Annotated in this window: 18 protein-coding genes, 4 tRNA genes and 2 pseudogenes; 10 read left to right on the top strand and 14 right to left on the bottom strand. The window is 41.4% G+C overall.

From position 1 onward, the window contains the following. Positions 1-12 precede the first annotated feature (12 nt). The 5 genes and pseudogenes from HYG88_RS02360 to HYG88_RS02340 all read right to left on the bottom strand — a co-directional run bounded on the left by HYG88_RS02360 (position 13) and on the right by HYG88_RS02340 (position 5,814). The gene (locus tag HYG88_RS02360) at positions 13-1,512 is read right to left on the bottom strand and encodes a UDP-N-acetylmuramoyl-L-alanyl-D-glutamate--2,6-diaminopimelate ligase (RefSeq protein WP_178882499.1); all 1,500 of its coding nucleotides are present in this window, start codon (positions 1,510-1,512) and stop codon (positions 13-15) included. Between the two features lie 3 nt (positions 1,513-1,515). Beyond that, positions 1,516-3,349, bottom strand: a pseudogene (ftsI, locus tag HYG88_RS02355) (penicillin-binding protein PBP3). Positions 3,350-3,359: 10 nt separating this feature from the next. Next, a complete protein-coding gene (locus HYG88_RS02350; RefSeq protein WP_005156612.1) occupies positions 3,360-3,698 on the bottom strand; it encodes a cell division protein FtsL in 339 nt (112 codons plus the stop codon). Then, positions 3,698-4,621 (bottom strand): 16S rRNA (cytosine(1402)-N(4))-methyltransferase RsmH, encoded by a 924-nt coding sequence (rsmH, locus tag HYG88_RS02345; protein WP_087535959.1) that lies wholly within the window; start codon positions 4,619-4,621, stop codon positions 3,698-3,700. Before rsmH ends, HYG88_RS02350 begins: the two co-directional genes overlap by 1 nt. A gap of 197 nt (positions 4,622-4,818) precedes the next feature. Continuing rightward, entirely contained in the window at positions 4,819-5,814 is a 996-nt protein-coding gene (locus tag HYG88_RS02340; RefSeq protein ID WP_178882498.1) for a sulfate ABC transporter substrate-binding protein, read from the bottom strand. 463 nt (positions 5,815-6,277) lie between these two features. Here HYG88_RS02340 and HYG88_RS02335 point away from each other — a divergent pair, with 463 nt between their 5' ends. The 7 genes from HYG88_RS02335 (at position 6,278) to HYG88_RS02305 (ending at position 10,297) form a co-directional block, all read left to right on the top strand. Beyond that, the gene (locus tag HYG88_RS02335; protein WP_372616323.1) at positions 6,278-6,523 is read left to right on the top strand and encodes a DUF4179 domain-containing protein; all 246 of its coding nucleotides are present in this window, start codon (positions 6,278-6,280) and stop codon (positions 6,521-6,523) included. 105 nt (positions 6,524-6,628) lie between these two features. Further along, on the top strand, positions 6,629-8,137 hold the full coding sequence (gene gltX / locus HYG88_RS02330; RefSeq protein ID WP_178882497.1) for a glutamate--tRNA ligase: 1,509 nt from the start codon (positions 6,629-6,631) through the stop codon (positions 8,135-8,137). Positions 8,138-8,195: 58 nt separating this feature from the next. Next, positions 8,196-8,271, top strand: a tRNA-Ala gene (locus HYG88_RS02325). Positions 8,272-8,297: 26 nt separating this feature from the next. Then, positions 8,298-8,373, top strand: a tRNA-Glu gene (locus HYG88_RS02320). Between the two features lie 117 nt (positions 8,374-8,490). Continuing rightward, the gene (locus HYG88_RS02315) at positions 8,491-9,897 is read left to right on the top strand and encodes an amino acid permease (protein WP_087535957.1); all 1,407 of its coding nucleotides are present in this window, start codon (positions 8,491-8,493) and stop codon (positions 9,895-9,897) included. 211 nt (positions 9,898-10,108) lie between these two features. After that, positions 10,109-10,184 (top strand) — tRNA-Glu (locus tag HYG88_RS02310). Positions 10,185-10,221: 37 nt separating this feature from the next. Further along, positions 10,222-10,297: transfer RNA gene (locus tag HYG88_RS02305), tRNA-Glu, on the top strand. 42 nt (positions 10,298-10,339) lie between these two features. Here the strand turns inward: HYG88_RS02305 and HYG88_RS02300 are convergent. After that, positions 10,340-11,275 (bottom strand): hypothetical protein, encoded by a 936-nt coding sequence (locus HYG88_RS02300; protein WP_004660107.1) that lies wholly within the window; start codon positions 11,273-11,275, stop codon positions 10,340-10,342. A 199-nt stretch (positions 11,276-11,474) separates the two neighbouring features. Then, positions 11,475-11,678, bottom strand: a pseudogene (locus HYG88_RS02295) (hypothetical protein); the annotation flags it as partial. A 224-nt stretch (positions 11,679-11,902) separates the two neighbouring features. Between HYG88_RS02295 and HYG88_RS02290 the strand changes: the two are divergent. Next, positions 11,903-12,241 carry a hypothetical protein gene (locus HYG88_RS02290; protein ID WP_005156642.1) on the top strand — a complete coding sequence of 113 codons (339 nt, stop codon included), beginning with the start codon at positions 11,903-11,905 and terminating at the stop codon, positions 12,239-12,241. A gap of 31 nt (positions 12,242-12,272) precedes the next feature. On the opposite strand, the gene HYG88_RS02285 is transcribed toward HYG88_RS02290, so the two are convergent. From HYG88_RS02285 to ettA, 6 genes are all read right to left on the bottom strand, one after another. Further along, positions 12,273-13,217 carry a cation diffusion facilitator family transporter gene (locus HYG88_RS02285; RefSeq protein ID WP_005156644.1) on the bottom strand — a complete coding sequence of 315 codons (945 nt, stop codon included), beginning with the start codon at positions 13,215-13,217 and terminating at the stop codon, positions 12,273-12,275. 127 nt (positions 13,218-13,344) lie between these two features. Beyond that, positions 13,345-16,512: an efflux RND transporter permease subunit gene (locus HYG88_RS02280; protein ID WP_178882496.1), complete on the bottom strand. Its 3,168-nt coding sequence runs from the start codon at positions 16,510-16,512 to the stop codon at positions 13,345-13,347. Next, positions 16,502-17,728, bottom strand: coding sequence for an efflux RND transporter periplasmic adaptor subunit (locus HYG88_RS02275; RefSeq protein WP_004803870.1), 1,227 nt, complete (start codon positions 17,726-17,728; stop codon positions 16,502-16,504). Before HYG88_RS02275 ends, HYG88_RS02280 begins: the two co-directional genes overlap by 11 nt. Further along, a complete protein-coding gene (locus tag HYG88_RS02270; protein ID WP_005317618.1) occupies positions 17,728-19,146 on the bottom strand; it encodes a TolC family protein in 1,419 nt (472 codons plus the stop codon). The genes HYG88_RS02275 and HYG88_RS02270 overlap by 1 nt, the downstream gene beginning before the upstream one ends. Before the next feature lie 54 nt (positions 19,147-19,200). Next, entirely contained in the window at positions 19,201-19,599 is a 399-nt protein-coding gene (locus tag HYG88_RS02265) for a cation efflux protein, CzcI-like (RefSeq protein ID WP_205666451.1), read from the bottom strand. Between the two features lie 184 nt (positions 19,600-19,783). After that, the gene (ettA, locus tag HYG88_RS02260; RefSeq protein ID WP_178882495.1) at positions 19,784-21,445 is read right to left on the bottom strand and encodes an energy-dependent translational throttle protein EttA; all 1,662 of its coding nucleotides are present in this window, start codon (positions 21,443-21,445) and stop codon (positions 19,784-19,786) included. 297 nt (positions 21,446-21,742) lie between these two features. On the opposite strand from ettA, the gene HYG88_RS02255 reads away from it, so the two are divergent. Together HYG88_RS02255 and HYG88_RS02250 are read left to right on the top strand one after the other, a co-directional pair. Beyond that, positions 21,743-23,020 carry an O-acetylhomoserine aminocarboxypropyltransferase/cysteine synthase family protein gene (locus tag HYG88_RS02255; RefSeq protein ID WP_005156651.1) on the top strand — a complete coding sequence of 426 codons (1,278 nt, stop codon included), beginning with the start codon at positions 21,743-21,745 and terminating at the stop codon, positions 23,018-23,020. A gap of 248 nt (positions 23,021-23,268) precedes the next feature. Next, positions 23,269-24,156 carry an SDR family NAD(P)-dependent oxidoreductase gene (locus tag HYG88_RS02250; protein WP_005156652.1) on the top strand — a complete coding sequence of 296 codons (888 nt, stop codon included), beginning with the start codon at positions 23,269-23,271 and terminating at the stop codon, positions 24,154-24,156. A gap of 180 nt (positions 24,157-24,336) precedes the next feature. On the opposite strand, the gene HYG88_RS15220 is transcribed toward HYG88_RS02250, so the two are convergent. Next, positions 24,337-24,495, bottom strand: a complete 159-nt coding sequence (locus HYG88_RS15220) for a hypothetical protein (protein ID WP_256731036.1) — start codon at positions 24,493-24,495, stop codon at positions 24,337-24,339. Between the last annotated feature and the right edge of the window lie 152 nt (positions 24,496-24,647).

Raw genomic sequence — 24,647 nt, 5'->3', positions numbered from 1 at the left:
TACCTTTTAACCTTAGTGTGCAGGATAAGCTGAATCTACAGAATGTGGCTGAGCATTAATCGCAGACTGCACCTCGACCACATCATCAAACCAGTGACGAACTCCATCTACTTCCTGATAGTTTTCATGACCTTTACCAGCAATCACGACAATATCTCCAGCTTGAGCTTGAGCGACCACAAATTTAATCGCTTCGCGGCGATCTTGAATTTCATGTACGCTGTGTTCTGTAAAATCAATTCCCTGCTTCATATCAGCAAAAATCTGTTCAGGGTTTTCAGTTCGTGGATTATCCGAGGTGAGAACTACAGGATTAGCATGATCAAGCGCAGCCTGAGTCATTAAAGGACGCTTACCGCGATCGCGATCACCACCGCAGCCAAATACCGCCCATAATTGTCCAGTGACATGACGTTTCAACGTGGTTAACACCTGAATCAATGCATCAGGTGTATGTGCATAATCAACGACAAATAGACGATCCGCATCTTGAATGACTTGCATGCGTCCTGGGGCACCCTTAAGTTGCGGAACGAACTGCACTAAATCTGCAAGCGAAAAACCAGCATATTCTGCTGCAATCAAGCTTGCTAATAAATTTTCTACATTAAAATGCCCAAGCAAAGGGCTTTGCACAGCAAATGTACCTGTTGGACTAATCAATGTAAAACTTGCACCACTCAAGCGATATTGCAAATGATCAATATAATAATCCGCAGAAGTTTGAGTCAAAGAATAAGTCAAAACTTTCGGTTTTGATGGATTCTCTTTCGCAGCAGCCAGCATCACGTTTGCATGTGCATCGTCGATGTTAATCACAACGACTTTTAATGTAGTAAATTTAAATAATAGCGCCTTAGCTTCTGCATAAGCCTCTAAAGTACCGTGATAATCCAAATGATCACGACTTAAATTACTATAAACTGCTATCTCAAGATCGCAACCATTCAGACGACCTTGTTCCAGACCATGCGAACTCGCCTCAAGTGCAACAAAATTAGCCCCTTGTTTAGCGTAATCATGCAATGCCTGCTGTAATTGCAGCGCATCTAAAGTGGTGTGGGTTGAGGGGGTCAAGTTTGGCAAGATACCATTGCCTGTTGTCCCCATCACTGCGCAGCCTTGCCCTTGCGAACTAATTAACTCTGCAATTAAGCGTGAAATCGTGGTTTTACCATTGGTACCTGTGACTGCAATACCACGTAATAACTCTACAGGATCGACCGCTTGTAAATATTGCTGCTGCCATTCACCCATAAGAAAACGTACTTCAGGGCAAACCCATTCGTTCGCAAGCCCCAAACTTGTTTCACTAATGACCGCCAATGCCCCTGCATTCAGCGCATTTTGTGCAAATTGACGGGTTTTTTCAGGTTGGCTATAACTACTTAAAGCAATAAAAATCTGCCCAACTTCAATCTTACGGCTGTCTAGACAAAAGCCTTGAAAAGGCTGAGTGAACCAAGCCGCATCGATATGAATCGGATATATCTGCTGAAAACTAATCGACATAATCTACCTACGGATTGGATTTTATAGAGGTATCAAGTGGTTTATCTAAAGGTACATTCAGTAATCGTAGCGATTCTTGCATAATTCTCGCAAAAACAGGCGCTGCAACGAGACCACCATAATAACGACCTTGAGGATTTTCAACGACGACAATCATCGCCAGACGAGGATCACTCACTGGAGCAACCCCAGCAAATAAGGCACGATATTCATTACTCGAATAACCTTTACGGTCAGCTCGTAATTTATGTGCCGTACCTGTTTTACCACCCACACGATAACCAGGAATATTGGCCTGTGTAGCTGTACCACCAGGCATAGTAACCTGCTCAAGCATCAATAGCACTTGATCTGCAATCTTAGGATCAAGAACTTGCTTACCTTGGGGTGCTTGATCTAATTTTCTTAGACTTAATGGCATTTCCACACCATGGTTTGCGAGCATCGCATAACCTTGTGCAACTTGGAGAATGGTTGCGTTTAAGCCATAACCATACGCCATCGTACCCAACTGAGAGGGGTTCAACTTATCACCCGAATACAACAGCCCTGCGCTCTCGCCTGGGAATTTCACATCAGAACGATGCCCAAAACCGACACGACGGAAGAATGATGGAATCGCATCTTTAGGTAACGATAACGCGAGTTTGGCTGAACCCACGTTAGATGATTTAACAATAATACCTGTCAGAGTTAATGCACCATAGTTGTGTGTATCACGAATGGTATGCCATCCCAACTTCATTGAACCTGGTGAGGTATTCACGATTGTGTTTGGCGTGTATTTGCCACTTTCTAAGGCAGCTGCAACAGTAAATGGTTTCATCGTCGAACCTGGTTCGAACATATCGATTGCACCACGGTTACGCATTGCATCTTTGTTGGCTAAACCATTTTTATCATTTGGGTTATATGACGGCCAACTGGTCATTGCTAAAATTTCACCAGTTTTTACATCTACAGCAATAGCGGTTGCCGAACGAGCATTATTTGCAACACCAGCAGCGGTCAATTCACGATACATAATATATTGCAAACGTGAGTCGATACTGAGCGTGACATTTTCACCTGACTCGACTTCTTTAATCACTTCTGAGACTTTAAGACGATTACCTTTTTTATCCCGAATAATTTTTTGTTCACCATCGACGCCTGACAACTGTTTATTCAGTTGCATCTCTAAACCTTCAACCCCAACACCTTCACTATTGGTTAAACCAATAATTTGTGCATTCGGCTGTGGTTGCGGATAGTAACGCTTATACGTCTTTTCAGCATAAACCCCTTGAAAGTTTCGCTTGGTAATGAGGTCAGCTTGCTGCGGTGGAATTTCTTTTTGTAGTACCAAATAACGTGAGCGTGGACGAGCTTCCATTTGCTTTTTGAGATCAGCACGGTCTACACCAACCGCATCTGCCAACTCATCTAAATTCAAGTTTTTATCAGGTAATTGACGTTTTAATTTTCGGTTATGTGGATCTTTTTTTAATTCGGCTGTGATTTCATCAAATTGCTGTTTCGTTTCCCAATAATCTCTTGGGTCAATCACAATTTTCATGATCGGTGTACTAATCGCTAAAGGCACTCCGTGGCGATCACTAATCACACCACGCATTGCTTCTAGGCGTTCCGTACGCAAAATATTGGCATTTGCTTTATTTTGTAAAAAGTCTTTATTGACCACTTGCACATAAAATGCACGTGCAATCAATACAATAAAGCACAGTAACACCGTGCCCCAAAGCAAATAAAATCGCCACATGTCTAAAGCAAGTGTCGGTCTTTCAGAAATAGACTGCTGTTTTTTTCGTATTGGTTTACTTCGCTTATCTGCCATACAGCATGCCTTATTTGTCTTGCTTTGAAGTCATAGGTAAAGAAATCACAACCGTTTGTGCTGCGGGTGGTGAAAACATCCGCAATTGTGTAACAGCACGAGAGCCAATCTGCGCAGTTGCACCAAACGTTTGTTGTTCAATCAGCAAGCGCCCCCATTCTGCATTCAGATCGTCTCTTTCACGCATATAAGCACTTAAATCACGATAATCATGACGATATTCAAACACTTGAAAGACCACCATCATTGCGCTTGTGAATACCATCGCCATCAGCACAGCATACACTACAACTTTTTTCAGTCCTTTCTTGCTGCTAGATATGATCTCATCATCATTCTTTTTATTCATTATCTGCCTTTCTGCTCTAAACGCTCTGCTACACGTAACCATGCACTACGTGAACGAGGATTTGCTTTTACTTCTGCTTCACTCGCACGAATACGAGACACTTTCTTTAAACGTCGCGTATCAACCTGTGCTTGAGGCATTCCCCAACCATGATCTTCCGCTAAAGTTGATTCTTTTTGAATAAATTGTTTAATCAAACGATCTTCCAAAGAGTGGAAGCTAATCACAGCCAACTGTCCTTGTACTTTCAACAATTCTACAGCTTGCGGTAAAAACGTTTCAATATCATCAAGCTCTTTGTTAATTGCAATACGAATCGCTTGGAAAGTACGCGTTGCAGGATGTTTATGCTTTTCCCATTTTGGATGTGCAACCTTAACAATTTCTGCAAGTTGAGCAGTTGTCGTAATTTCACCTGCCAATTTAATCGCTTTGGCAATACGACGGCTATAACGCTCTTCGCCATATTGGAAAATAATATTGGCTAATTTTTCTTCTTCGATTTCAAGTAACCATTCCGCTGCCGTTAAACCTTGAGAATTATCCATACGCATGTCTAGTGGGCCATCTTGCATAAAGCTAAACCCACGTTCTGCTTGGTCAAGTTGTGGTGAAGACACACCCAAATCGGCCATAATGCCGTCAACTTCGGTAATACCAATATTTATTAATTCCGCCTGAATATCGGCAAAACTGGCATGAATAATTTTAAACCGCGAATCTTCTTGTTCTAATTGTGCGGCAACTTCAAGTGCCTGAGGATCTTTATCAAAGGCGTAAACACGCGCATTTTGATCCAATTTGGAAAGTAAGAGCTTGGTATGCCCTCCTCGACCAAACGTTGCATCGACAAAAATACCAGTATCGCGACCTGCCAATACGCCATCAACGGTTTCATGAAGTAAGACAGAAATATGCGACATAACAATAGGATCAATAGCTAAAAATGTAACTGCACATTATCACCTTGTTTTATCCCAGTACCAAACGACTTTTTGTAGAGAATTCTTAACTTTTCATAGATAAAACCGTTTTCTTATCATTTTTTATGCAACAAAAAAGCAAATACTCGGTGTATTTGCTTTCCCATATTCAATCACAAATTTTATATATAATTTATTTACCGTTTATCTGCATAAATTTGATCAAAAATCGCACCATTCACAAAGTGGGTTTTTTGCGCTTTTGCCCATCCACCAAATACATCGTTAATGCTGAATAGTTTGATCTTTGGAAATTGTTTCGCATATTTTGCTGCAACTTGCGGATTACGTGGACGGAAATAATGTTTTGCCGCAAGTTCCTGCCCTAAAGGTGAATAAAGAAAATTTAAATAACCGCGCGCTAAATTGCGATTACCATCTTTATCCACGGTTTTATCTACAATCGCAACTGAAGGCTCAGCCAAAATCGAAATTGATGGATATACAATATCGTATTTATCTTTACCTAAACCTTGGGTCGCCAATAAAGCTTCATTTTCCCATGACAGTAACACATCGCCTATACCTCGCTCAGCGAATGTAGTTAAAGAACCTCGCGCTCCCGAATCAAGTACCTTGACATTTTGGTATAACTTTTTCACTAAATCACGGGCTTTAGTCTCATTACCACCGGGTTGTTTCAACGCATAGCCCCATGCCGATAAATAAATCCAACGCGGTGCACCCCCTGTTTTCGGATTTGGGGTAATAATTTCGACACCCTCTTTGGTGAGATCATTCCAATCACGGATATTTTTCGGATTTCCTTTGCGGACAAGGAAGACAACCGTTGATGTATAAGGTGCAGAATTATTTTTAAATTGTTTTTGCCAATCTTTACGAATGAGACCTGCATTGGCAATTTCATCAATATCATTCGCCAAAGCCAATGTCACAACATCAGCCTGTAAACCATCAATTACCGATCTTGCCTGTTTGCCTGAACCACCATGCGATTGTTTAAAATCGACCTCTTGACCTGTACGCTGTTTCCAATATTGACCAAATGCTTGGTTATATTCTTGATAAAACTCTCGTGTTGGATCATAAGATACATTTAAGAACGTTGTAGCTGCCTGCGCTATGCTACTTAAACCCAAAGCAAGCAATGCTGCGGCGATCACTGTTTTCATTTATTATTCACTCATTTTCTGTATATCTGTGACCACTATATTTATTTAAAAATAATTTACAATCAAATAGTTATATCAATAATTTAGAAATTATTCTTTTTTTTATATATCGTGATATTAAGGATGTATTGCAGTTAAAATGCTAAGTGTTTATTCATGTTATTTTTATTTTGAGAAAAATTATCATTCTCCACTTTTTCTACACATTTGCTTGTTAGATTTGATTTGCAGATATTCTAGCCATCAGGCTTACAATACCCAAAATCATGTTTATTTATTATTTTTTGTAAAAAGTGTGACATGCTTATATTTTTTATTAAAATTTATGTTTGAATCGTATGATTAAAGCAATACTATAGTCATTTAGTTAGTCTTGTAGACTCGAAGTCATGAAGGGGATGTTACCGTGCAAGCATCAAAACTTAAAAAAACACTATGCTTAAGCTTATTTTTGGTGTTTTCTATTCAAGTTGGACATGCAGCCGCAATTAAAGAAAACAATAATATTAAAATGATAGACAAATCGTCTTCGTTAATTGTGAAAGCGCTTGATCAACAAAAACGTAATACAGCTATGTTGCCTTCAACAGATGACGAATTAAAAATGTTGAATACGATCCGTACAACGCCAACGCAAACGTTCTTTGCAAGCCAACACGAACGTTTTTCACGCTTTGTTCAGACTATTTTTCAACCGCACACATCTTGATCTTTTAAATATGTAACGCTCTACATGTTTAAATAAGCCTAGTCATGCTGTGACTAGGCTTTTTCGTTATAATAGTTTCAATTTTAATTTAAGCTTCGATAATTTATGAAAGTTCGTACCCGTATTGCGCCTTCTCCTACAGGTTTCCCTCATGTAGGTACTGCTTATATTGCGTTATTTAATTTATGTTTTGCTAAACAGCACGGCGGTGAATTTATTTTACGTATTGAGGATACAGATCAACTCCGTTCAACACCTGAATCAGAAAAAATGATTTTAGATTCTTTACGTTGGTTAGGATTGAACTGGTCAGAAGGTCCAGATGTGGGCGGCCCTCATGCGCCGTATCGTCAATCGGAACGTATGGGGATTTACAAACAATATGCCTTAGATTTGGTTGAAAAAGGACATGCTTTCTATTGTTTCGCAACAGCAGAAGACCTAGACCAAATGCGTGCAGAGCAGCAAGCACGTGGTGAAACGCCAAAATATGATGGGCGTGGCTTAAAACTTTCACAAGAAGAAGTACAACAACGTCTTGCTGCGGGTGAACCACATGTCATTCGAATGAAAGTACCTGAAGATGGTATTTGTAAGATTAATGATTTGCTTCGTGGTGAAGTGGAGATTCCTTGGGCACAAGTTGACATGCAAGTGTTGCTAAAAACGGATGGTTTACCAACTTACCACCTTGCTAATGTCGTGGATGATCATTTGATGGAAATTACCCATGTATTACGTGGGGAAGAATGGCTGCCTTCAGCGCCTAAGCATCAGTTGCTTTACCAATATTTTGGTTGGGAAATGCCAACTTTATGTCATATGCCATTGTTACGTAATCCAGATAAATCAAAACTGTCTAAACGTAAGAACCCAACTTCTATTAACTATTATCGCGACATCGGTGTATTACCAGAAGCATTATTGAATTATTTAGGTCGCATGGGTTGGTCAATGCCTGATGAGCGTGAAGTATTCACGTTACAGGACATGGTTGAAAACTTTGATGTACAGCGTGTTTCATTGGGCGGCCCAATCTTTGATGTTGAAAAACTTAATTGGCTGAACGGTCAATGGATCAAAGGCTTAACATCGGGACAACTTCTAGATCGCCTATTAACATGGAAAAGTGACCGTCAAACACTTGAAGACATTGCGGCTGCGATTCAACCTCGTATCAATCTACTCTCAGAAGCTGTGAATTGGGCTGGTTTCTATTTCAATCACATGCCACAAATCAGTAAAGAACAGTTTGAAAGCAAAAAATTGACCGAAGAACAAGTTCGTCAAAGCTTACAATTTGCAATTTGGCGCTTAGAAAGTCAGTTTACGTGGAATAATGATACTGTCAGCCAAACACTGATGGATTTAGCCACTCAAATGGAAGTTAAACTTCGTGACTTTATGCCAGCATTCTTTATTGCGATTGCGGGTTCAACGAGTTCAACGCCTGTGATGCAATCTATGGTAACACTAGGTCCTGATTTGACTTTTGCACGTTTACGTCATGCCTTAGAAATCGTAGGTGGACCAAGCAAGAAAGAACTTAAAGTTTGGGAAAAATTAAACGAATCACTCAAACTGCCGAAAAATGATGCAAATAGTGAGAATTAATTCAGTTTAATCATTGACGTGTGAGCGCATTCGCCCTAATATTGCGCTCACACAGACTGGGGTCATAGCTCAGTTGGTAGAGCGCTACAATGGCATTGTAGAGGTCAGCAGTTCGATCCTGCTTGGCTCCACCAAACTTCAATTTGTGTTGCCTCAATAAGTCCCTATCGTCTAGAGGCCTAGGACATCGCCCTTTCACGGCGGTAACCGGGGTTCGAATCCCCGTAGGGACGCCATATTTTATGCAAAATAATTAAAATTATAATTTTCAACTAAACATTCATTCATTCAGATTGCACATTTCAAAATTTTACATAAAATACCCGCTTCTCCACGCTTGGACAAATTGTGGTATGCAATCTTCCAACTCAAATGCTACCTCTGAATCAAAAACATTAAAACGTGCAATGAGCACCCGTCACCTAGTGATGCTTTCATTGGGCGGTGCAATTGGTACAGGTTTATTTTTAGGTTCTGGCGAGGTCATCGCTCAAACAGGTCCTATCGGCGCAATTATTGCCTACTTTTTAGGTGGTTTAATTGCCTATATGGTCATGCTCTGTTTAGGTGAGCTCGCAGTACATATGCCTGTGGCTGGATCTTTTGGCGCATACGCTCAAAAATATATTGGCCCAGGAACGGGTTATATGATTTCTTGGCTGTATTGGCTGACATGGACCGCAACGCTTGGTACAGAATTTACTGCCGCAGCCTTACTCATGCAAGAATGGTTCCCTCATATTTCAATGTGGATTTGGACCATTATTTTTGCAATTACAATTTTAGGATTAAATTTAAGTTCAACCCGCATTTTTGCTGAATCAGAATTTTGGCTTGCATTAGTCAAAGTCGTTACCGTTATTGTCTTTATCCTTTTAGGTTTATGCGCAATTTTTGGTTTCATTCCATTCCAAGGCACTGAATCAGCACCGTTATTTCATAACTTAACGGCACATGGTTGGTTTCCACAAGGTCTTTTTCCAATTTTCACCACGATGTTAATTGTTAACTTTGCCTTTTCTGGAACTGAACTCATTGGTGTTGCCGCAGGTGAAACCAAAAATCCAGCTGAAAATGTTCCGAAAGCAATTAATGCGGCAATTTGGCGACTATTAATTTTCTTTGTGGGTACGATTGTTGTTATTAGTGCATTACTTCCTTTCCATATAACTGGCCTAGGCGGTGATGGAGTGAGTAGCAGCCCTTTCGTAACAGTATTTAAATACATCGGTATTCCATATGCCGACGATATTATTCGCTTCGTGATTATTACTGCCTTATTATCCGCTGCAAACTCAGGTCTCTATGCGGCTTCTCGCATGATGTGGTCTTTATCTGATCAACGCCAACTGCCAAGCATATTCTCAAAATTGTCTAAGAGTGGTACGCCTATCATTGCGCTAGTGGTAACCATGTTTGGCGCAATTCCCGGATTGCTATCTGAGCATTTTGCCCCAGAGACAATTTTCAAGAATTTACTAGGTGTTGCTGCATTTACCATGGTCATCGTATGGATGAGTATTTGTTGGAGTCAGTTTAACTTTAGACGCCAATGGTACAAGGCTGGACATTCAGCAAAAGATTTAAAATTTGCTGCACCACTTTATCCAATCGTTCCCATCTTAGGTTTTGTTTTCTGTTTAATTACAGGTCTCAGCATGGCATACGATCCTGAAATGCAGGCTGGCTTTATCGGATGTTTATTATTTATTGCTGCGTGTTATTTAAGTCACTATCTTTTCTATCGTGATCGTAAATAAAATGATAATGAATAAAAAATGCAGCTTAGGCTGCATTTTTTATTTAACTTAAATTAACTTGCCTGATAATTTTACTTTAACTTCTTTATTTTGATTATTTATTCTACGATATGTTTTATTTTTAGACACTCACAAGATTTTTTTAGATTTTCTTTGGAAAAGTGTTTGACACCCTATCCAATTCACCCTAATATACGCCCACCTCTGAAACGTCCCTATCGTCTAGAGGCCTAGGACATCGCCCTTTCACGGCGGTAACCGGGGTTCGAATCCCCGTAGGGACGCCAATATTTATTATTGTTTTCAGATGTATGCCTCATATAAGTCCCTATCGTCTAGAGGCCTAGGACATCGCCCTTTCACGGCGGTAACCGGGGTTCGAATCCCCGTAGGGACGCCAAATTCTAAAAAGCCACTGCATTGACAGTGGCTTTTTTATTGCTTACTCACTTCCAATTCCAACTTGGACTTCTAAACGTCCAGACTGAACTCGTAAGCCTCGGATCTCAAATTGATCAACTAATTGTTGTACCAATTCACGGCTCTCTTGCAAAATATTAAGTCCTGGCAAAATACTAAAATCAGTCAAGCTTAATAGCTTATCGACCATCCATGAGCGGTTATTAATGAAATCAATAAAACCCGCTTCTTCAAGGTCGATATACCATAAACGATGCCCTTCTTTTTGAATCCCTGGCACATCACGAATGAGGTGATTGATCAAAAATGGGATCGGTAAGGAATTAATCACTTCAAAGCTGATATTACCAACACGTCTTGCTGCCCAATTTGTTAAAGTACCACCATGACGAATTTGTAAATCCAGATGCTCATCGACCTGACAAAGACGTAAATATTTTTCCTGCCCAATACGACATTCTAAAACATTGAATTCTAAAGACAGACGATATAGGAAACGGCGATAGTGGCCATCTAATTCAATATGAAAGCGATCATTGCCACATTCAATTTTTATATCATCAATTTCAGAACGATCCATACGTTTCCGAATTTGATTATTGAGCAGCATTTCAGGCAAATACAAGGTGAGGCTACTTTTCCCTAACGATGCACGTGCCATTGCCAACGCAACTTGACGCGCTGCTTCACTGGTTTCTGATACCATATCACGAACAGTATTTCGCATCCCTTCAACACCACGTTTGGTATGATGGGTAACTTGATCTAAGGCATCTAAGGCGGCATCTGCAACACCTGCAATATTACGAGAGGTATCACTCGCAAACTCAACAGCATCTTGTGCGTGCTGTAATGTCTTATTGATTAACCGACGTGATAAAGACGGTTTTTCATCTGATGATTCTATATCTGCAGGCATAATATCGAACATTGCCTTTTTGTCATCTTGTCGATTCAAGATGTTCTCCCTCTTCCCTTTCTCAGCAACTCAATTTTGATATGAGCAACAATCTGTTTTATCAACTTATTGGCTGTTTTTATGTAGATTAGCATGCTATTTAGCGCAATTTGCGTCTTTTTGTTGCACACTTTTAAATTAATTTAATCGTCCATTTTCTAAATATGTTTCATTGGTTTTCAATTAATTTGATAAGTTATGATGTATATAGAATATCTCCATCTGTCTCATGCTGGAATTTCCATTGCTTTGGTAACGAGACTTTAAACAATCTTAAAAAGAAATTTGCACTTAAATCAGGACTCTCCATGCTAACCAACATTAGCTTGTCTTGGGTCGAAAGATGATCTTCTCCCTTTTCGATGCGGGCTAATCGTAATTTTAGAAGTTTGGTAGGCAACATGCGATTCCTTGCGCATTATTCAACACATTCAGTTCACAAATTAGCATGACTGATATTATTTTAGCGAACAGGTTTAGACGAGCTGCGACCGATATGGATTGCTCGAATCAACTTAATATTTTAAAGATAGTACAAAATAAGTAAGTTTATGTATTTGAACAACGTAGGATTTTAGCTTTTGCATAATTTTCGCTAAAATAAGCAAAATACTATAGGAAATCTTTATGCAATATCGTTGCCCTAAATGCCAAAGCGTGAAAATTATGCCTGTCAGTCAAGGTGCCAACAGCCCTCGCCCAAATGTACCTAAAAGCTTGGTACTTTTAGTGCCTGCTATTTTTATTTTACTGGTGCTGGTGTTAATTAGTGTTGGGATGTGGATTTTTGGCAATGGTGCTGGACAAACACTGCAAATCGCAACGGTTGCGGTATTTGGTGTTTGTGTGATTGCAGGTGTTCTGTTCTGGCGCGATCTGCCTGATTTCAAAATTTCCATGCAGGCTTTTATGCAAGCGCAAAAGCATTGGAAATGCCGTGACTGTAATCACGAATGGCAAAACTAACACGTTGCTCTAAATTCCGATTCACATCAGCTCAGTGCTGATGTGAATGAGTGTGTTGTTCATCTTCAACATGTTGATGCATATGCTGGCAATTCATTTCAGCATCATCTTCGATCTGCAAAGTCACTTCGACAATACCATGTTCATGCAATAACATTTCAATCGCAGCACGATGCAACTGATTACGGTCAACCTTAGGTGCAAACAGATGTACTGTGAGATGAATATTCTTCGATGTAATTGCCCAAACCTTCAATTGATGGATACTTTCAACGCCATCTAAAGCCAATAGATCAGTGCGTAACTTTTCAATATCAACTTCTTCAGGTACACCCTCTAATAAAATATTGATACTTTGTCTGAGCAAAATCCATGTTCTTGGTAAGACCCAAAAACCGATCGCGACCGCAATAATGGTATCGACCCAATACCAATTGGTGTAATAGATAATCACAGCACCAATAATCACACCGACAGAACCTAATGCATCACTCAGCACTTCTAAATAAGCACCTTTCATGTTCAAACTTTCAGTCGCACTGGACATCAAAATTTTCATGGAAATCAAATTAATGATTAATCCAATTGATGCGACCACCAACATGCCTATACTTTGAATCTCGGGCGGTTGGGTAAAACGTTGATAGGCTTCGTAAAGAATATACATCGCCACAAAAAATAGCATAGATGCATTAAATAATGCCGCCAAAATCTCAAAACGCTGATAACCGAAGGTACGCTTATCATCAGCAGGGCGTTTGGCAATTTTAATCGCAGCTAAAGCAATCGCTAATGCAGCGGCATCAGTAAACATATGTGCAGCATCGGAAAGTAATGCCAAACTCTGTGTGATGATACCTGCAATAAATTCGATGACTAAAAAAGTCGTGGTCAGTATTAGCGCAATCGTTAGTTTTTTTGCATTGCCTTCTGTAACAGCAGCATGACTATGATCATGCCCTTGATGTCCACTCATGTTGGACTCCTTATCATTATCAAAGTAAGACTGTTCAGCCCCACAGTCGACCAAAGCATGAATCATGCTTTGATCGGTTCAGATTCTTCTTAATAAAATGCTTAATTAAGAAGATAACATAAATGGATTAGATTGCGGTTTCCTGACTTTTTGCCTCTTTACCTTCATTCATCCAACGATAGACCACAGGCAAAATCAGCAATGTCAGTAAAGTGGAAGAAATAATCCCACCAATCACCACTGTTGCCAATGGACGTTGTACCTCCGCGCCTGTACCTGTGGCAATCGCCATCGGAATAAAGCCCAGTGATGCCACAAAGGCCGTCATCAGAACGGGGCGTAGTCGGAGAATCGCACCCTGCCATGTCGCTTTATGTACATTAAACTGCTCACGCAGCTCTTTGATGAAACTCAGCATCACTAAACCGTTGAGTACTGCGACACCAGAGAGCGCAATGAACCCAACACCTGCTGACATCGACAATGGGATATCTCGCAACCAAAGTGCGACTAATCCACCTGACAACGCAAATGGCACGCCACTAAATACCAGCAAGCTTTCTTTAAAGTTATTAAACACCGCCATCAACAGAACAAAGATCATCAGCAATGCCAATGGCACCACAATCTGCATTCTGGCTTTTGCCGAGGCCAGATTTTCAAACTGACCGCCATAACCAAGCCAATAACCGCTTGGTAATTTTTGCTGAGATAATTTCTGCTGCATTTCACCCACAAATGAGCCCAAATCACGGTCGCGTACGTTGGTGGTGACTACAACACGGCGCTTGCCATTTTCACGGCTGACTTGCGCCAAGCCTAAAATATTCTCCACTTTTGCCACGTCTTGCAGTTTGATCAAACCACCATTCGGTAGTTGAATCGGTAACATCGCCAATTGCTGCGGCGTACGCATCCCATCATCCAAACGCACCACAAAATCAAAACGACGGTCACCCTGTAAAATCTGCCCAACACTTTGTCCACCAATACTGGCAGCAACCAAATCCTGAATGGATTTCACCGATAAACCATATTGTGCAGCCAGTGCGTGATCGATATCGACATTGAGCAAAGGTAAGCCATCAGTCTGCTCGACTTTGACTTCACTTGCACCAGTAATCGTTCTCAAGGTTTGCGCGACTTTTTCTGCTTCTTGGTTCAGAACCTGCATATCATCACCAAAAATTTTCACCCCAATATCACTACGTACGCCTGAAATCAGTTCGTTGAAACGTAATTCAATCGGCTGAGAAAACTCACTGTTGTTGCCTGGAATTTTCTCAACATAGGCCAACATTTTGGTTCGAAGCTCGTCAATGGTTTCCGATTTATCTGGCCATTGATCACGCGGCTTTAACAAAACGATTGCATCAGAAATATTAGGGGGCATCACATCCGTTGCCACTTCGGCCGTACCTGTACGGGCAAAGATCGCCTTGATTTCTGGAAACTCTGCGAGTAATTGCTTCTCAACACTTTCCTGAATCTTCAGTGATTCTTCAATTCCTGTACTTGGTGCACGCATCAACTGTAAAGCAAAGTCACCTTCACTCAGTTGTGGCGCAAACTCACTACCGACACGCGAACCAATCGCAGCGGTGAGTATCAAAATAGTCACTGCACCGGCCACCACCACATAGCGGAAAGCATAGGCTTTATCCAGCAAGGATTTATAACCGCTTTTTAATGCCGCCATCCAACGGCTTTCTTTCTCTTTGACCTCACCGGTAACAAATAATGCCACCGCAGCAGGGACGAAAGTCACCGATAAAATAATGGCACCGATCAAGGCCAAGACCACGGTCATTGCCATTGGATGGAACATTTTCGCTTCTACACCTGCCAGTGCAAAGATTGGCAAATACACCACCATAATGATGATTTGTCCAAAAATCAGCGGACGTCTTGCCTGTTTTGCCGCCAAAAAGACTTCGGTAAAGCGTTCGGAACGGGTCAGGAGTCGACCTTTATGGTGTTGAGCCTCTGCCAGCCGTCGGATACAGTTTTCGACAATCACCACCGCACCATCGACGATAATCCCAAAGTCCAATGCGCCTAAACTCATCAGGTTGGCACTGATTTTTTGCTCCGCCATCCCTGTCAGGGTAAACAGCATAGATAAAGGAATAATACAGGCAGTAATCAATGCCGCACGGAAGTTACCTAAGAACACAAACAGGATCACAATCACCAAGATTGCACCTTCGATCAGGTTTTTCGCCACCGTCTTAATGGCTTTATCAACCAAGTTACTGCGGTTATATACCGTTTCGACCACCACCCCTTCAGGTAATGAACGTTTGATTTCCTGCATTTTGCTGTCGAGTGCTTGAGCGATGGATTTACTGTTCTCACCCATCATCATCATCGCGATACCCAGTACGGTTTCTTCACCGTTATAGGTGGCACCCCCTGTTCTCAGATCATGTCCAATCGAAACTGTTGCAACATCGGCAACACGAATCGGCAAGCCATTCTTGGTACTGACCGTGACATTCTCAATGTCTTGTACGGTTTTCAACATCCCCGGAATACGTACGGTAAGCTGCTGACCATTTTCTTCAATAAAACCCGCACCGCGGTTTTCATTATTTTCAGTGAGTACAGTTTGCAAATCGGTTAAGGGAATTTGCAGTTGTTGCAAACGTTTCAGATCGGGGGAAACCACATAGGTCTTGTTATATCCCCCAATGGTATTGATTTCAGCAACACCTGGCACACGTTGTAATTGAGGACGAACAATCCAGTCCTGAATTTCACGCAGGTCCATAGCCTCATAAGGCGTACCATCTGCCTTTTTGGCATTCGGTTCAGCCTTGATCACCCATTGATAGATCTCGCCTAGCCCCGTTGAAATCGGTGACATTTGTGGATCAATATCATCAGGCAAAGCACTCTTGGCTTCCTGTAAGCGCTGGTTAATCAGCTGGCGTGCCCAATAGATATCGGTACCATCTTTAAAGATCACCGTGACTTGGGACAAGCCGTAACGCGAGATGGAACGGGTTTGTTCCAAGTTCGGAATACCCGACATGGCATTTTCAATCGGATAAGTAATGCGTTGTTCAACCTCAGGGGCAGTGAATCCTCCCGCCTGACTGTTAATCTGCACCTGCACGTTGGTAATGTCAGGTACGGCATCAATCGACAGTTTTTGGTAGCTATAAATACCGACCCCGATCCATGCCACCACAAACAGCATGACCCAAATCGCATTGCGGATTGAAAACTGAATAATCCGATCAAACAGGCCTTCCGCGGGAGGAAGCTGCAACTTATCTTTAGTGTCCATGCTCAGCCTCTCCCTTCTCGATCTCAGATTTCAAAAGGAAACTGCCTTGACTGACATATTGTTGCTTTTCAGTCAGACCCGATTGGATTTCCACCCACTGCCCATCACTTGAGTAATTACCCAGTTGTACAGGTGTTGGAGTGAAATGCATTTGGTCTTTCTCTTGCTTAGCGACAAAAACCGTGGCTTTACCCTCGATCTGCTGAATCGCCCCTTTGGCAACACGAAGCACAGGCTTCTTGTCCGTACCATCTAATAACACGTTTACCATCAAATTAGGTCGAAGTTCTTTGGCTGGGGTTAACACTTTGGCACGCACCTGCAAACGACCTGTCTGCGTATCTGCTGCGGTGGTCAAAGTCTGGATTTGTGCTTTAAAGCTATTATTGGTTTGCAGCGACTTAAACTCGATCTGCTGATCTGGTTGGACATTGATGTTATTGACGCTTGGTAAAATAAACTCAATCCAGAGTTGATCCAGCTGATCAATCACAAATAACTGCTTATCTGCGGTAATTTGCTCTCCCACCACAATATCTTTCAGACTCACCACACCGCTTAAAGGTGCAGTCAAGACATAGCGACCCTGACTGCCACTGGATGCGCCCAAGGCAGATAACCGGCTACGTGCAGCTTGTACCTGAATCTGTGCCTGACGATAGGCATTGTAGGCACGTTGATAATCCTGACGTGCAGAAACCCCTTGTTCCCAAAGTTGTTTTTCACGTTGATAATCTTGCTGTGCAAGCGTTAAAGCTTCTTGTGCAATACTTAAATTAGCCTGCTGATCTACCAGATCAGGGATAAATAGAGTGGCTAAAACTTGCCCTTTCTTGACTTGTTGGCCAAGTACCGCATTGACACTTTCCACACGTCCGGCAAAGGTTGCTGAAACATGCGCTTGCTGATCGGTATTGGTCACCAGTTTTGCTGGGTAAGCAAATTGCTGTCCGACTTCACCCACACCAACCTGAGCCAGCTTAACCCCATATTCAGTCATCTGTTTTGGGCTGAGATTTAAGCTACCTTCCTCACTTTCAGCCTGTCCAGCCTCACCTTCTGTATGTCCTTCCTCACCTTCGCCATGACTATCAGCTGCTGCATCACCGCTGGCTTTGTTCTTGCCAGTGAAAAATAATAACGCGCTCAGGACTAAGCCAACGGCAATAACCAGAATGACCCAGAACCACTGCTTTTTAGATTTATTTGTCGACATTATTCTGCTCCTACTACAGCGGGAAGGTTATTGGTATCTTTCCAGAGGGTTTGATTAATCTGATTTAAGGCATCACTTGAACTCACCATACTCGGCTCAATTCCTAGTGCTAAACTTTCTGCATCAATTTGCTTTTGCCATGCACTCTTGAGTAGCTGCACTTTATTTAAACGTTGATCCTGCAATTGCATGGTGGCTTGCTGCACATCAGTAATGGCATATTTACCGACTTTGAAACCGAGCAACATTTTCTCTTGTACCGTTTCAGACAATGGAATTTGTCGTTGATTGACGAGATCGAACTGTTGTTTCAACCCCGCCAACTCTGCTGTTAAGGTCTGAATCGCATTCAAGTTCTGCTGCTTGTAAAACTGTTGCTGTTTGACCAGTAAATCTTGTTTGGCATTGGCAATTCGCAATGAATACTGTTGACGATTAAAAATATTCAACGGGATATCGATACCCACTCGGAACTTGTTATCGGTCGAGTTTGTTTCAGCACTTTTACTTTGCACCATGCCTAAATTGACGGTCGGATTCGGTCGATTGGATACTTTTAAATAATCGATATTGGCTTTTTGACGTACAATATCGAGTTGAATAGCACGCTCAAATAAATTGTTCTGCAAATAATCTTGCAAATCATTTTGTTGTGGCCAGACATTGCTTGCCTGAGTAGAGAAGCGGTTATCGGTACTGCCCCACAGATTTGCCAATTGACGCTTTGCAGTGGCTAAAGAGAGTTCGGTTTGTTGAAACAACCGTTGATTTTCAATATGCGCCATCAAGGTACGATCTAAATCGACCTGCGCAATGCTGCCCGCTTTGAGTCTTAAGCGAGTTGCATCCAAAGTGTCCTGACTGGTTTTTAACTGTGCCTGAACCACATCATGTTCCAGCTCTAGCACCACGACTTGCGACCATAGATATTTAACTGCTAACTCAAGTTGCGCATTGTAGAGTTCCTGATTAAGGCCCACTTGAGATGCTTGTACATCGGCAAGCTTAACCGCAGCACGACGTTGACCAAAAATGTCTAATTTTTGTGAAACACCAAATTCCAACTCTTTGTCTTTGCCTGACCTAAAGTCGGTTTGCTGAATAGAAATACTTGGATTCGACCATAACCCGGCTTGTTTCACATTGGCCTCAGCGATTCCTTGCTGCGTTTGCCACACCCCTGTGCCTGCCTGATATTGTTTCACATCCTGCAAGATTTGCTCAAAATTCAGATTACGTTGTGCAGCCTTGGTTGCAGGCTGATTTGCATCAAGTAAAGATTCTGCGGCAATGGATGGACTCAAAATAGCAGTGCTTAAGGCAAGTGCCAACACTGACCACTTCAATGACAATTGAGTACGATTTTTTCGCGTATGCTGCTCAACTGCATGAATACGCTGATTTAAACTAGAAGACATATAAAGCCCCTCAAAGTAATAAGAATGCGGTGGGCTATTTTTCGGCTACCCCACCTATAGCGGGGTTGATAAAGGCGGCGGATTTAGCCCTGAAAGATGTGGAGACTGATAGAAGTTGGACCAGTAATATTTTTGTTCTACGTCCTGACTGTGCAACATCGGTTCATTTACACGTTGCTGAACTTCAGCCACCACCACATGAAAACAAGATGGCAGATGGTCATGATGATCTTGCAAGCTTAACGGCATGGGTAAATCAGAAGCATCTTGATCTGCAACTACTGCATGTTTTTCAGAAACATCTAAATTTTCAGGGATATGATGCCCAAAATGATTCAACGTACGATATTCAGTCGGCTGTTCATGCGCACAAAAAGCCGCCGCCACATTCCAAAAACTTTGGAACATGAACAAACTCAGCAAGAGTGTCATAAATACAGCAGAACGTTGCACGTTACACCAACTGTTCAAAATTTGCGTCACTATAGCAAATAAAGTACATGTAATAAAATTACATTAAACGAACTAAAACAAGATCGTCCTGTAATTTAGCTTTATCACACAATCCTCGATTTGTATTTATAATTTCTGAAAATAAAAAAAACCAGCTCGAAAGCTGGTTTTTTTAGATAGGAAATTAACCCGTAATCTTTTTATACTTTGTACGTTTAGTTGCTGCTGTATCCCCTAAACGAGACTGACGGTATGCTTCGTATTCTGCATAGTTACCTGTGTAGAATTCTGGCTGTTCATTCTCAAAGGACAAGATGTGCGTTGCAATACGGTCAAGGAACCAACGGTCATGCGATACTACCATCACTGTACCTGGGAATACAAGAATTGCATCCTCAAGCGCACGTAAAGTTTCGATATCCAGATCGTTCGATGGTTCATCCAGCAGGATCACGTTTGCGCCCATTTGCAGGATTTTCGCAAGTTGTAAGCGGTTACGCTCACCACCAGACAATTCACCTACACGTTTTTGCTGATCTTGACCTTTAAAGTTAAAGCGACCGATATATGCACGTGATGCAATTTCGTAATCACCAATTTTTAAGATATCTAAACCACCAGAAACTTCTTCCCAAACGGTTTTGTTGTTATCCAAGGTGTCACGAATCTGACCGACATACGCAACTTTAACCGACTCACCCAAAGTCACAGTACCTGTATCAGGCTGCTGTTCACCCGTCATCATACGGAATAGGGTGGTTTTACCCGCACCGTTTGGCCCCACAATACCCACAATCGCTGTCGGCGGTACAGTAAAGGTCAGGTTTTCGTACAATAGACGACCATCGAATGACTTGCTGATGCCTTCCACTTCCACAACCTTGTTGCCCAAACGTGGACCAGGTGGAATATAAATTTCAGAGGTTTCATTACGCTGCTGGAATTCTTTGGAGTTCAACTCTTCAAAACGCTCCATACGCGCCTTGTTTTTCTTTTGCTGACCTTTGGCATTTGAACGAACCCATTCAAGTTCTTTTTTCAATGCCTTGGCAAAAGATTCTTCCTGCTTCTGTTCCTGCTCTAAACGGGCATTCTTTTGTTCCAGCCAAGAAGAGTAGTTACCTTGATAAGGAATCCCCATGCCACGGTCAAGTTCAAGAATCCACTCAGCCACATTATCCAAGAAATAACGGTCATGCGTAATCGCAACAATCGTACCAGGGAAATCTTTCAAGAAACGCTCTAACCAAGACACTGATTCAGCATCTAAATGGTTCGTCGGTTCGTCAAGAAGTAACATGTCTGGCTTAGACAGCAATAAACGACATAATGCAACACGACGGCGCTCACCACCTGAAAGCAATGATACATCTGCATCCCAAGCTGGAAGATTCAATGCATCTGCAGCAATTTCAAGCTGATTATTCAGATTATGTGCATCCCAAGCATGGATGATTGATTCTAATTTTTCCTGCTCTTTTGCAAGCGCATCGAAATCTGCATCAGGCTCAGCATATTCTGCAAAAACCTGATCAAGACGCGCTAAAGCATCAAGTGCTTCACGTACACCATCTTCAACGTTACCACGAACATCTTTGGTTGGATCTAATGGCGGCTCTTGTTCTAAGTAACCGATTTTGATTCCTGGTTGTGCACGTGCTTCACCTGAGAAATCTTTATCTACGCCAGCCATAATACGGAGTAAGGTAGATTTACCTGCACCGTTCAAACCAAGCACACCAATTTTTGCGCCTGGGAAAAATGATAAAGAGATGTCTTTTAAGATTTCGCGCTTCGGCGGAACCATTTTCGACACTCGATTCATCGTATAAATATATTGGGCCACGCAGGACTCCTCAATTGAAAAACCAATAAATCGCAAAAAGCGAAAAATAATCGCACGTATTATACGCTGAAAACGGGATTAACATGAAGTTAAGATCATCTTTGTTTCATCCAATCAAAGGATTTTCTTTTTCAAGACATTACACAATTTTGTCTTCACAATAGAATCATGACTTTCAATCGCTTATTATTTTGTTTATATGAATAAAAACGCAATAAATCGCATAAATTATGCACCATTTTGGATAGCTTTTCGGCTACACTCGATCAGTATTTAACTCACGTAGATGATGTAATCATGACCTATAAAGATGAAACTTTAGCCATTCATGCGGGATATTCACCAGAAGCCACTACAAAGGCTGTCGCTGTACCTATTTATCAAACCACGTCTTATGCATTTGATAATACACAACATGGTGCTGACTTATTCGATTTAAAAGTTCAGGGCAATATTTACACCCGTATTATGAATCCAACCACCGCCGTACTCGAACAACGCCTCGCAGCGCTTGAAGGTGGTATTGGTGCATTGGCTCTAGCCTCAGGTATGGCAGCGATCACCTATTCGATTCAAACGATTGCTGAAGCCGGTGACAATATTGCATCTGTATCCACTTTATACGGTGGTACTTATAACCTATTTGCGCATACATTGCCGAAACAAGGGATTGAAGTTCGTTTCTTTGATTATCAGAATCCCGAAGCTTTACGTTCTATTATTGATGATAAGACCAAACTGGTCTTTGTTGAGTCGATCGGAAACCCTCTTGGAAATATCATCGACCTAGAAGCGATTGCCAAAATTGCGCATGAATATGGTGTCCCTGTTATTGTAGATAATACTGTTGCAACTCCTGCTTTATTGAAACCATTTGAATTTGGTGCAGATATCGTGGTTCATTCTCTGACGAAATACATTGGCGGACATGGCAACAGTATTGGTGGTGTCATTATTGATAGTGGCAAATTCCCTTGGGGCAAATATCCTGAACGTTTTAAAGCGTTGAATACACCAGATCCAAGCTATCACGGCGTGAATTATGTTGAAGTTCTAGGTGAAGCTGCTTATATCGCACGTGCACGCGTTGTTCCGCTACGCAATACAGGGGCTGCGATTAGTCCGCTGAGTGTGTTTTTGATCTTACAAGGCTTAGAAACTTTAAGCCTTCGTATGGAGCGCCATACGGAGAATGCTCTGAAAGTTGCAAATTATTTGAAACAACATCCAAAAGTAAAATGGGTCAATTATGCAGGTTTAAGTGACCATCCACAGCATCATTTGGCACAAAAGTATGTGAAAGGTAAACCTTCAGCGATTCTTTCTTTTGGCGTACAAGATGGCTTAGAAGGCGGTACTCGTTTTATCGATGCATTACAACTGTTTACACGTCTGGTGAATATTGGTGATGCCAAAAGTCTGGCCTGCCACCCAGCAACCACCACCCACCGCCAGCTCAATGCAGAGGAACTTAAATCGGCAGGGGTCAGTGAAGACCTTGTGCGCTTGTCTATTGGCATTGAGCATATTGATGACCTAGTTGCTGACCTTGAACAGGCGCTTGCTCAGGTTTAAATTCAATGAAATCAATGAGCCCTTAACATAGGGCTTTTTTTCTATGCAAAATTCGAAAAATATAATATCATTTTTAAAATATCGGTTTATTTTTTTAGAGTTTTTACTCTAAAAAGATATTAAATTTCAAACATTTACACTAGACAAACAAAAAATATCGGTTAATATACATACAAAATAAAGTGCAGTGCCTAATCACAACCATGACGGCAATGCAAACAACAGCTTGATTAATGTAGGACACGTACATGAACGCAAAACTTAAAAAACTTTTTCAACAAAAAGTCGACGGTAAAACAATCATTGTTACTGGTGCATCAAGTGGTATTGGTTTAACAGTTTCAAAATATCTTGCTCAAGCTGGCGCTCATGTCTTGTTGCTTGCTCGTACTAAAGAAAAATTAGATGAAGTCAAAGCTGAGATTGAAGCTGAGGGTGGAAAAGCTTCTGTTTTTCCATGTGACCTTAACGACATGGAATCAATTGATGCAGTTTCAAAAGAAATTTTAGCTGCTGTTGATCACATCGATATTTTAGTGAATAACGCAGGTCGTTCAATTCGTCGTGCTGTACATGAGTCTGTTGATCGTTTCCATGATTTCGAACGTACAATGCAATTAAATTACTTCGGTGCAGTACGTTTGGTATTGAATATCTTGCCACACATGATGCAACGTAAAGACGGTCAAATCATTAACATCAGCTCAATTGGTGTACTTGCAAATGCAACCCGCTTCTCTGCTTATGTAGCGTCTAAAGCGGCACTGGATGCATTTAGCCGTTGTTTATCTGCTGAAGTTCACTCACACAAAATTGCAATCACTTCGATTTATATGCCGTTAGTGCGTACCCCAATGATTGCACCAACTAAAATCTATAAATATGTACCGACGCTTTCTCCTGAACAAGCAGCAGACTTGATTGCTTATGCAATTGTGAAACGTCCGAAAAAGATTGCTACCAACTTAGGTCGTCTCGCATCAATTACTTATGCGATTGCACCAGATGTAAATAATATTTTGATGTCGATCGGATTTAACTTATTCCCAAGCTCTACAGCATCTATCGGTGAGCAAGAGAAATTAAATCTTGTACAACGTGCCTATGCGCGTTTGTTCCCAGGTGAACACTGGTAATCTTGTGATTCCGATTTTAAAAACAGCGTATCTCTAGATACGCTGTTTTTTTATGATTTAAATAATTTGTGTGGATGTTGTTTGTTTCATCCAATCTGTTGTTTTTGTAATGGCATCCGCTAAATCCCCTGTCTGGATATCCTAACGCTGTCTAAATTGTTTAAGCGGTTTTAAGTTCAGTTATTCAGTCCTCAAAAAACTTAACATCTCAGCCGACATTTCTAATTGATTTGCCAACCATGTCCATTTCAAAATTAATCGTAAAATAAACAGCGGCACATGTTGTTTCGGTGCAGAGACATTGAATTGTTGAGCAATCATTTTCGTCAATTCAGACAAAAGAATGTTCTGCTCTGAGGCAACTAATAAGGACTAGCCCACTAAACCTGAATCTGTTGCAGCTCGCACCATCACTTTGCATAGATCATCTACGCTCACCAAAGGCAGATAATGTTTTGGTGTTGCAGGAATTGCTCTCATTTTAGAGCATA

The sequence above is a fragment of the Acinetobacter sp. SwsAc4 genome (assembly GCF_013391535.1).
Taxonomy (GTDB): Bacteria; Pseudomonadota; Gammaproteobacteria; order Pseudomonadales; family Moraxellaceae; genus Acinetobacter.
Note: the sequence above shows the minus strand (reverse complement) of the source record. Positions and strands in the feature narration are given on the sequence as shown.

Excerpts from the sequence above, each read along its gene's own strand:
- gltX (WP_178882497.1), top strand. The coding sequence starts at position 6,629 with ATGAAAGTTCGTACCCGTATTGCGCCTTCTCCTACAGGTTTCCCTCAT.
- HYG88_RS02270 (WP_005317618.1), bottom strand. The coding sequence starts at position 19,146 with ATGTCTTCTAGTTTAAATCAGCGTATTCATGCAGTTGAGCAGCATACG.
- HYG88_RS02315 (WP_087535957.1), top strand. The coding sequence starts at position 8,491 with ATGCAATCTTCCAACTCAAATGCTACCTCTGAATCAAAAACATTAAAA.
- HYG88_RS02285 (WP_005156644.1), bottom strand. The coding sequence starts at position 13,217 with ATGAGTGGACATCAAGGGCATGATCATAGTCATGCTGCTGTTACAGAA.
- HYG88_RS02290 (WP_005156642.1), top strand. The coding sequence starts at position 11,903 with ATGCAATATCGTTGCCCTAAATGCCAAAGCGTGAAAATTATGCCTGTC.
- HYG88_RS02280 (WP_178882496.1), bottom strand. The coding sequence starts at position 16,512 with ATGGACACTAAAGATAAGTTGCAGCTTCCTCCCGCGGAAGGCCTGTTT.
- rsmH (WP_087535959.1), bottom strand. The coding sequence starts at position 4,621 with ATGTCGCATATTTCTGTCTTACTTCATGAAACCGTTGATGGCGTATTG.
- HYG88_RS02360 (WP_178882499.1), bottom strand. The coding sequence starts at position 1,512 with ATGTCGATTAGTTTTCAGCAGATATATCCGATTCATATCGATGCGGCT.
- HYG88_RS02340 (WP_178882498.1), bottom strand. The coding sequence starts at position 5,814 with ATGAAAACAGTGATCGCCGCAGCATTGCTTGCTTTGGGTTTAAGTAGC.
- HYG88_RS02275 (WP_004803870.1), bottom strand. The coding sequence starts at position 17,728 with ATGTCGACAAATAAATCTAAAAAGCAGTGGTTCTGGGTCATTCTGGTT.
- HYG88_RS02255 (WP_005156651.1), top strand. The coding sequence starts at position 21,743 with ATGACCTATAAAGATGAAACTTTAGCCATTCATGCGGGATATTCACCA.
- HYG88_RS02350 (WP_005156612.1), bottom strand. The coding sequence starts at position 3,698 with ATGAATAAAAAGAATGATGATGAGATCATATCTAGCAGCAAGAAAGGA.
- HYG88_RS02250 (WP_005156652.1), top strand. The coding sequence starts at position 23,269 with ATGAACGCAAAACTTAAAAAACTTTTTCAACAAAAAGTCGACGGTAAA.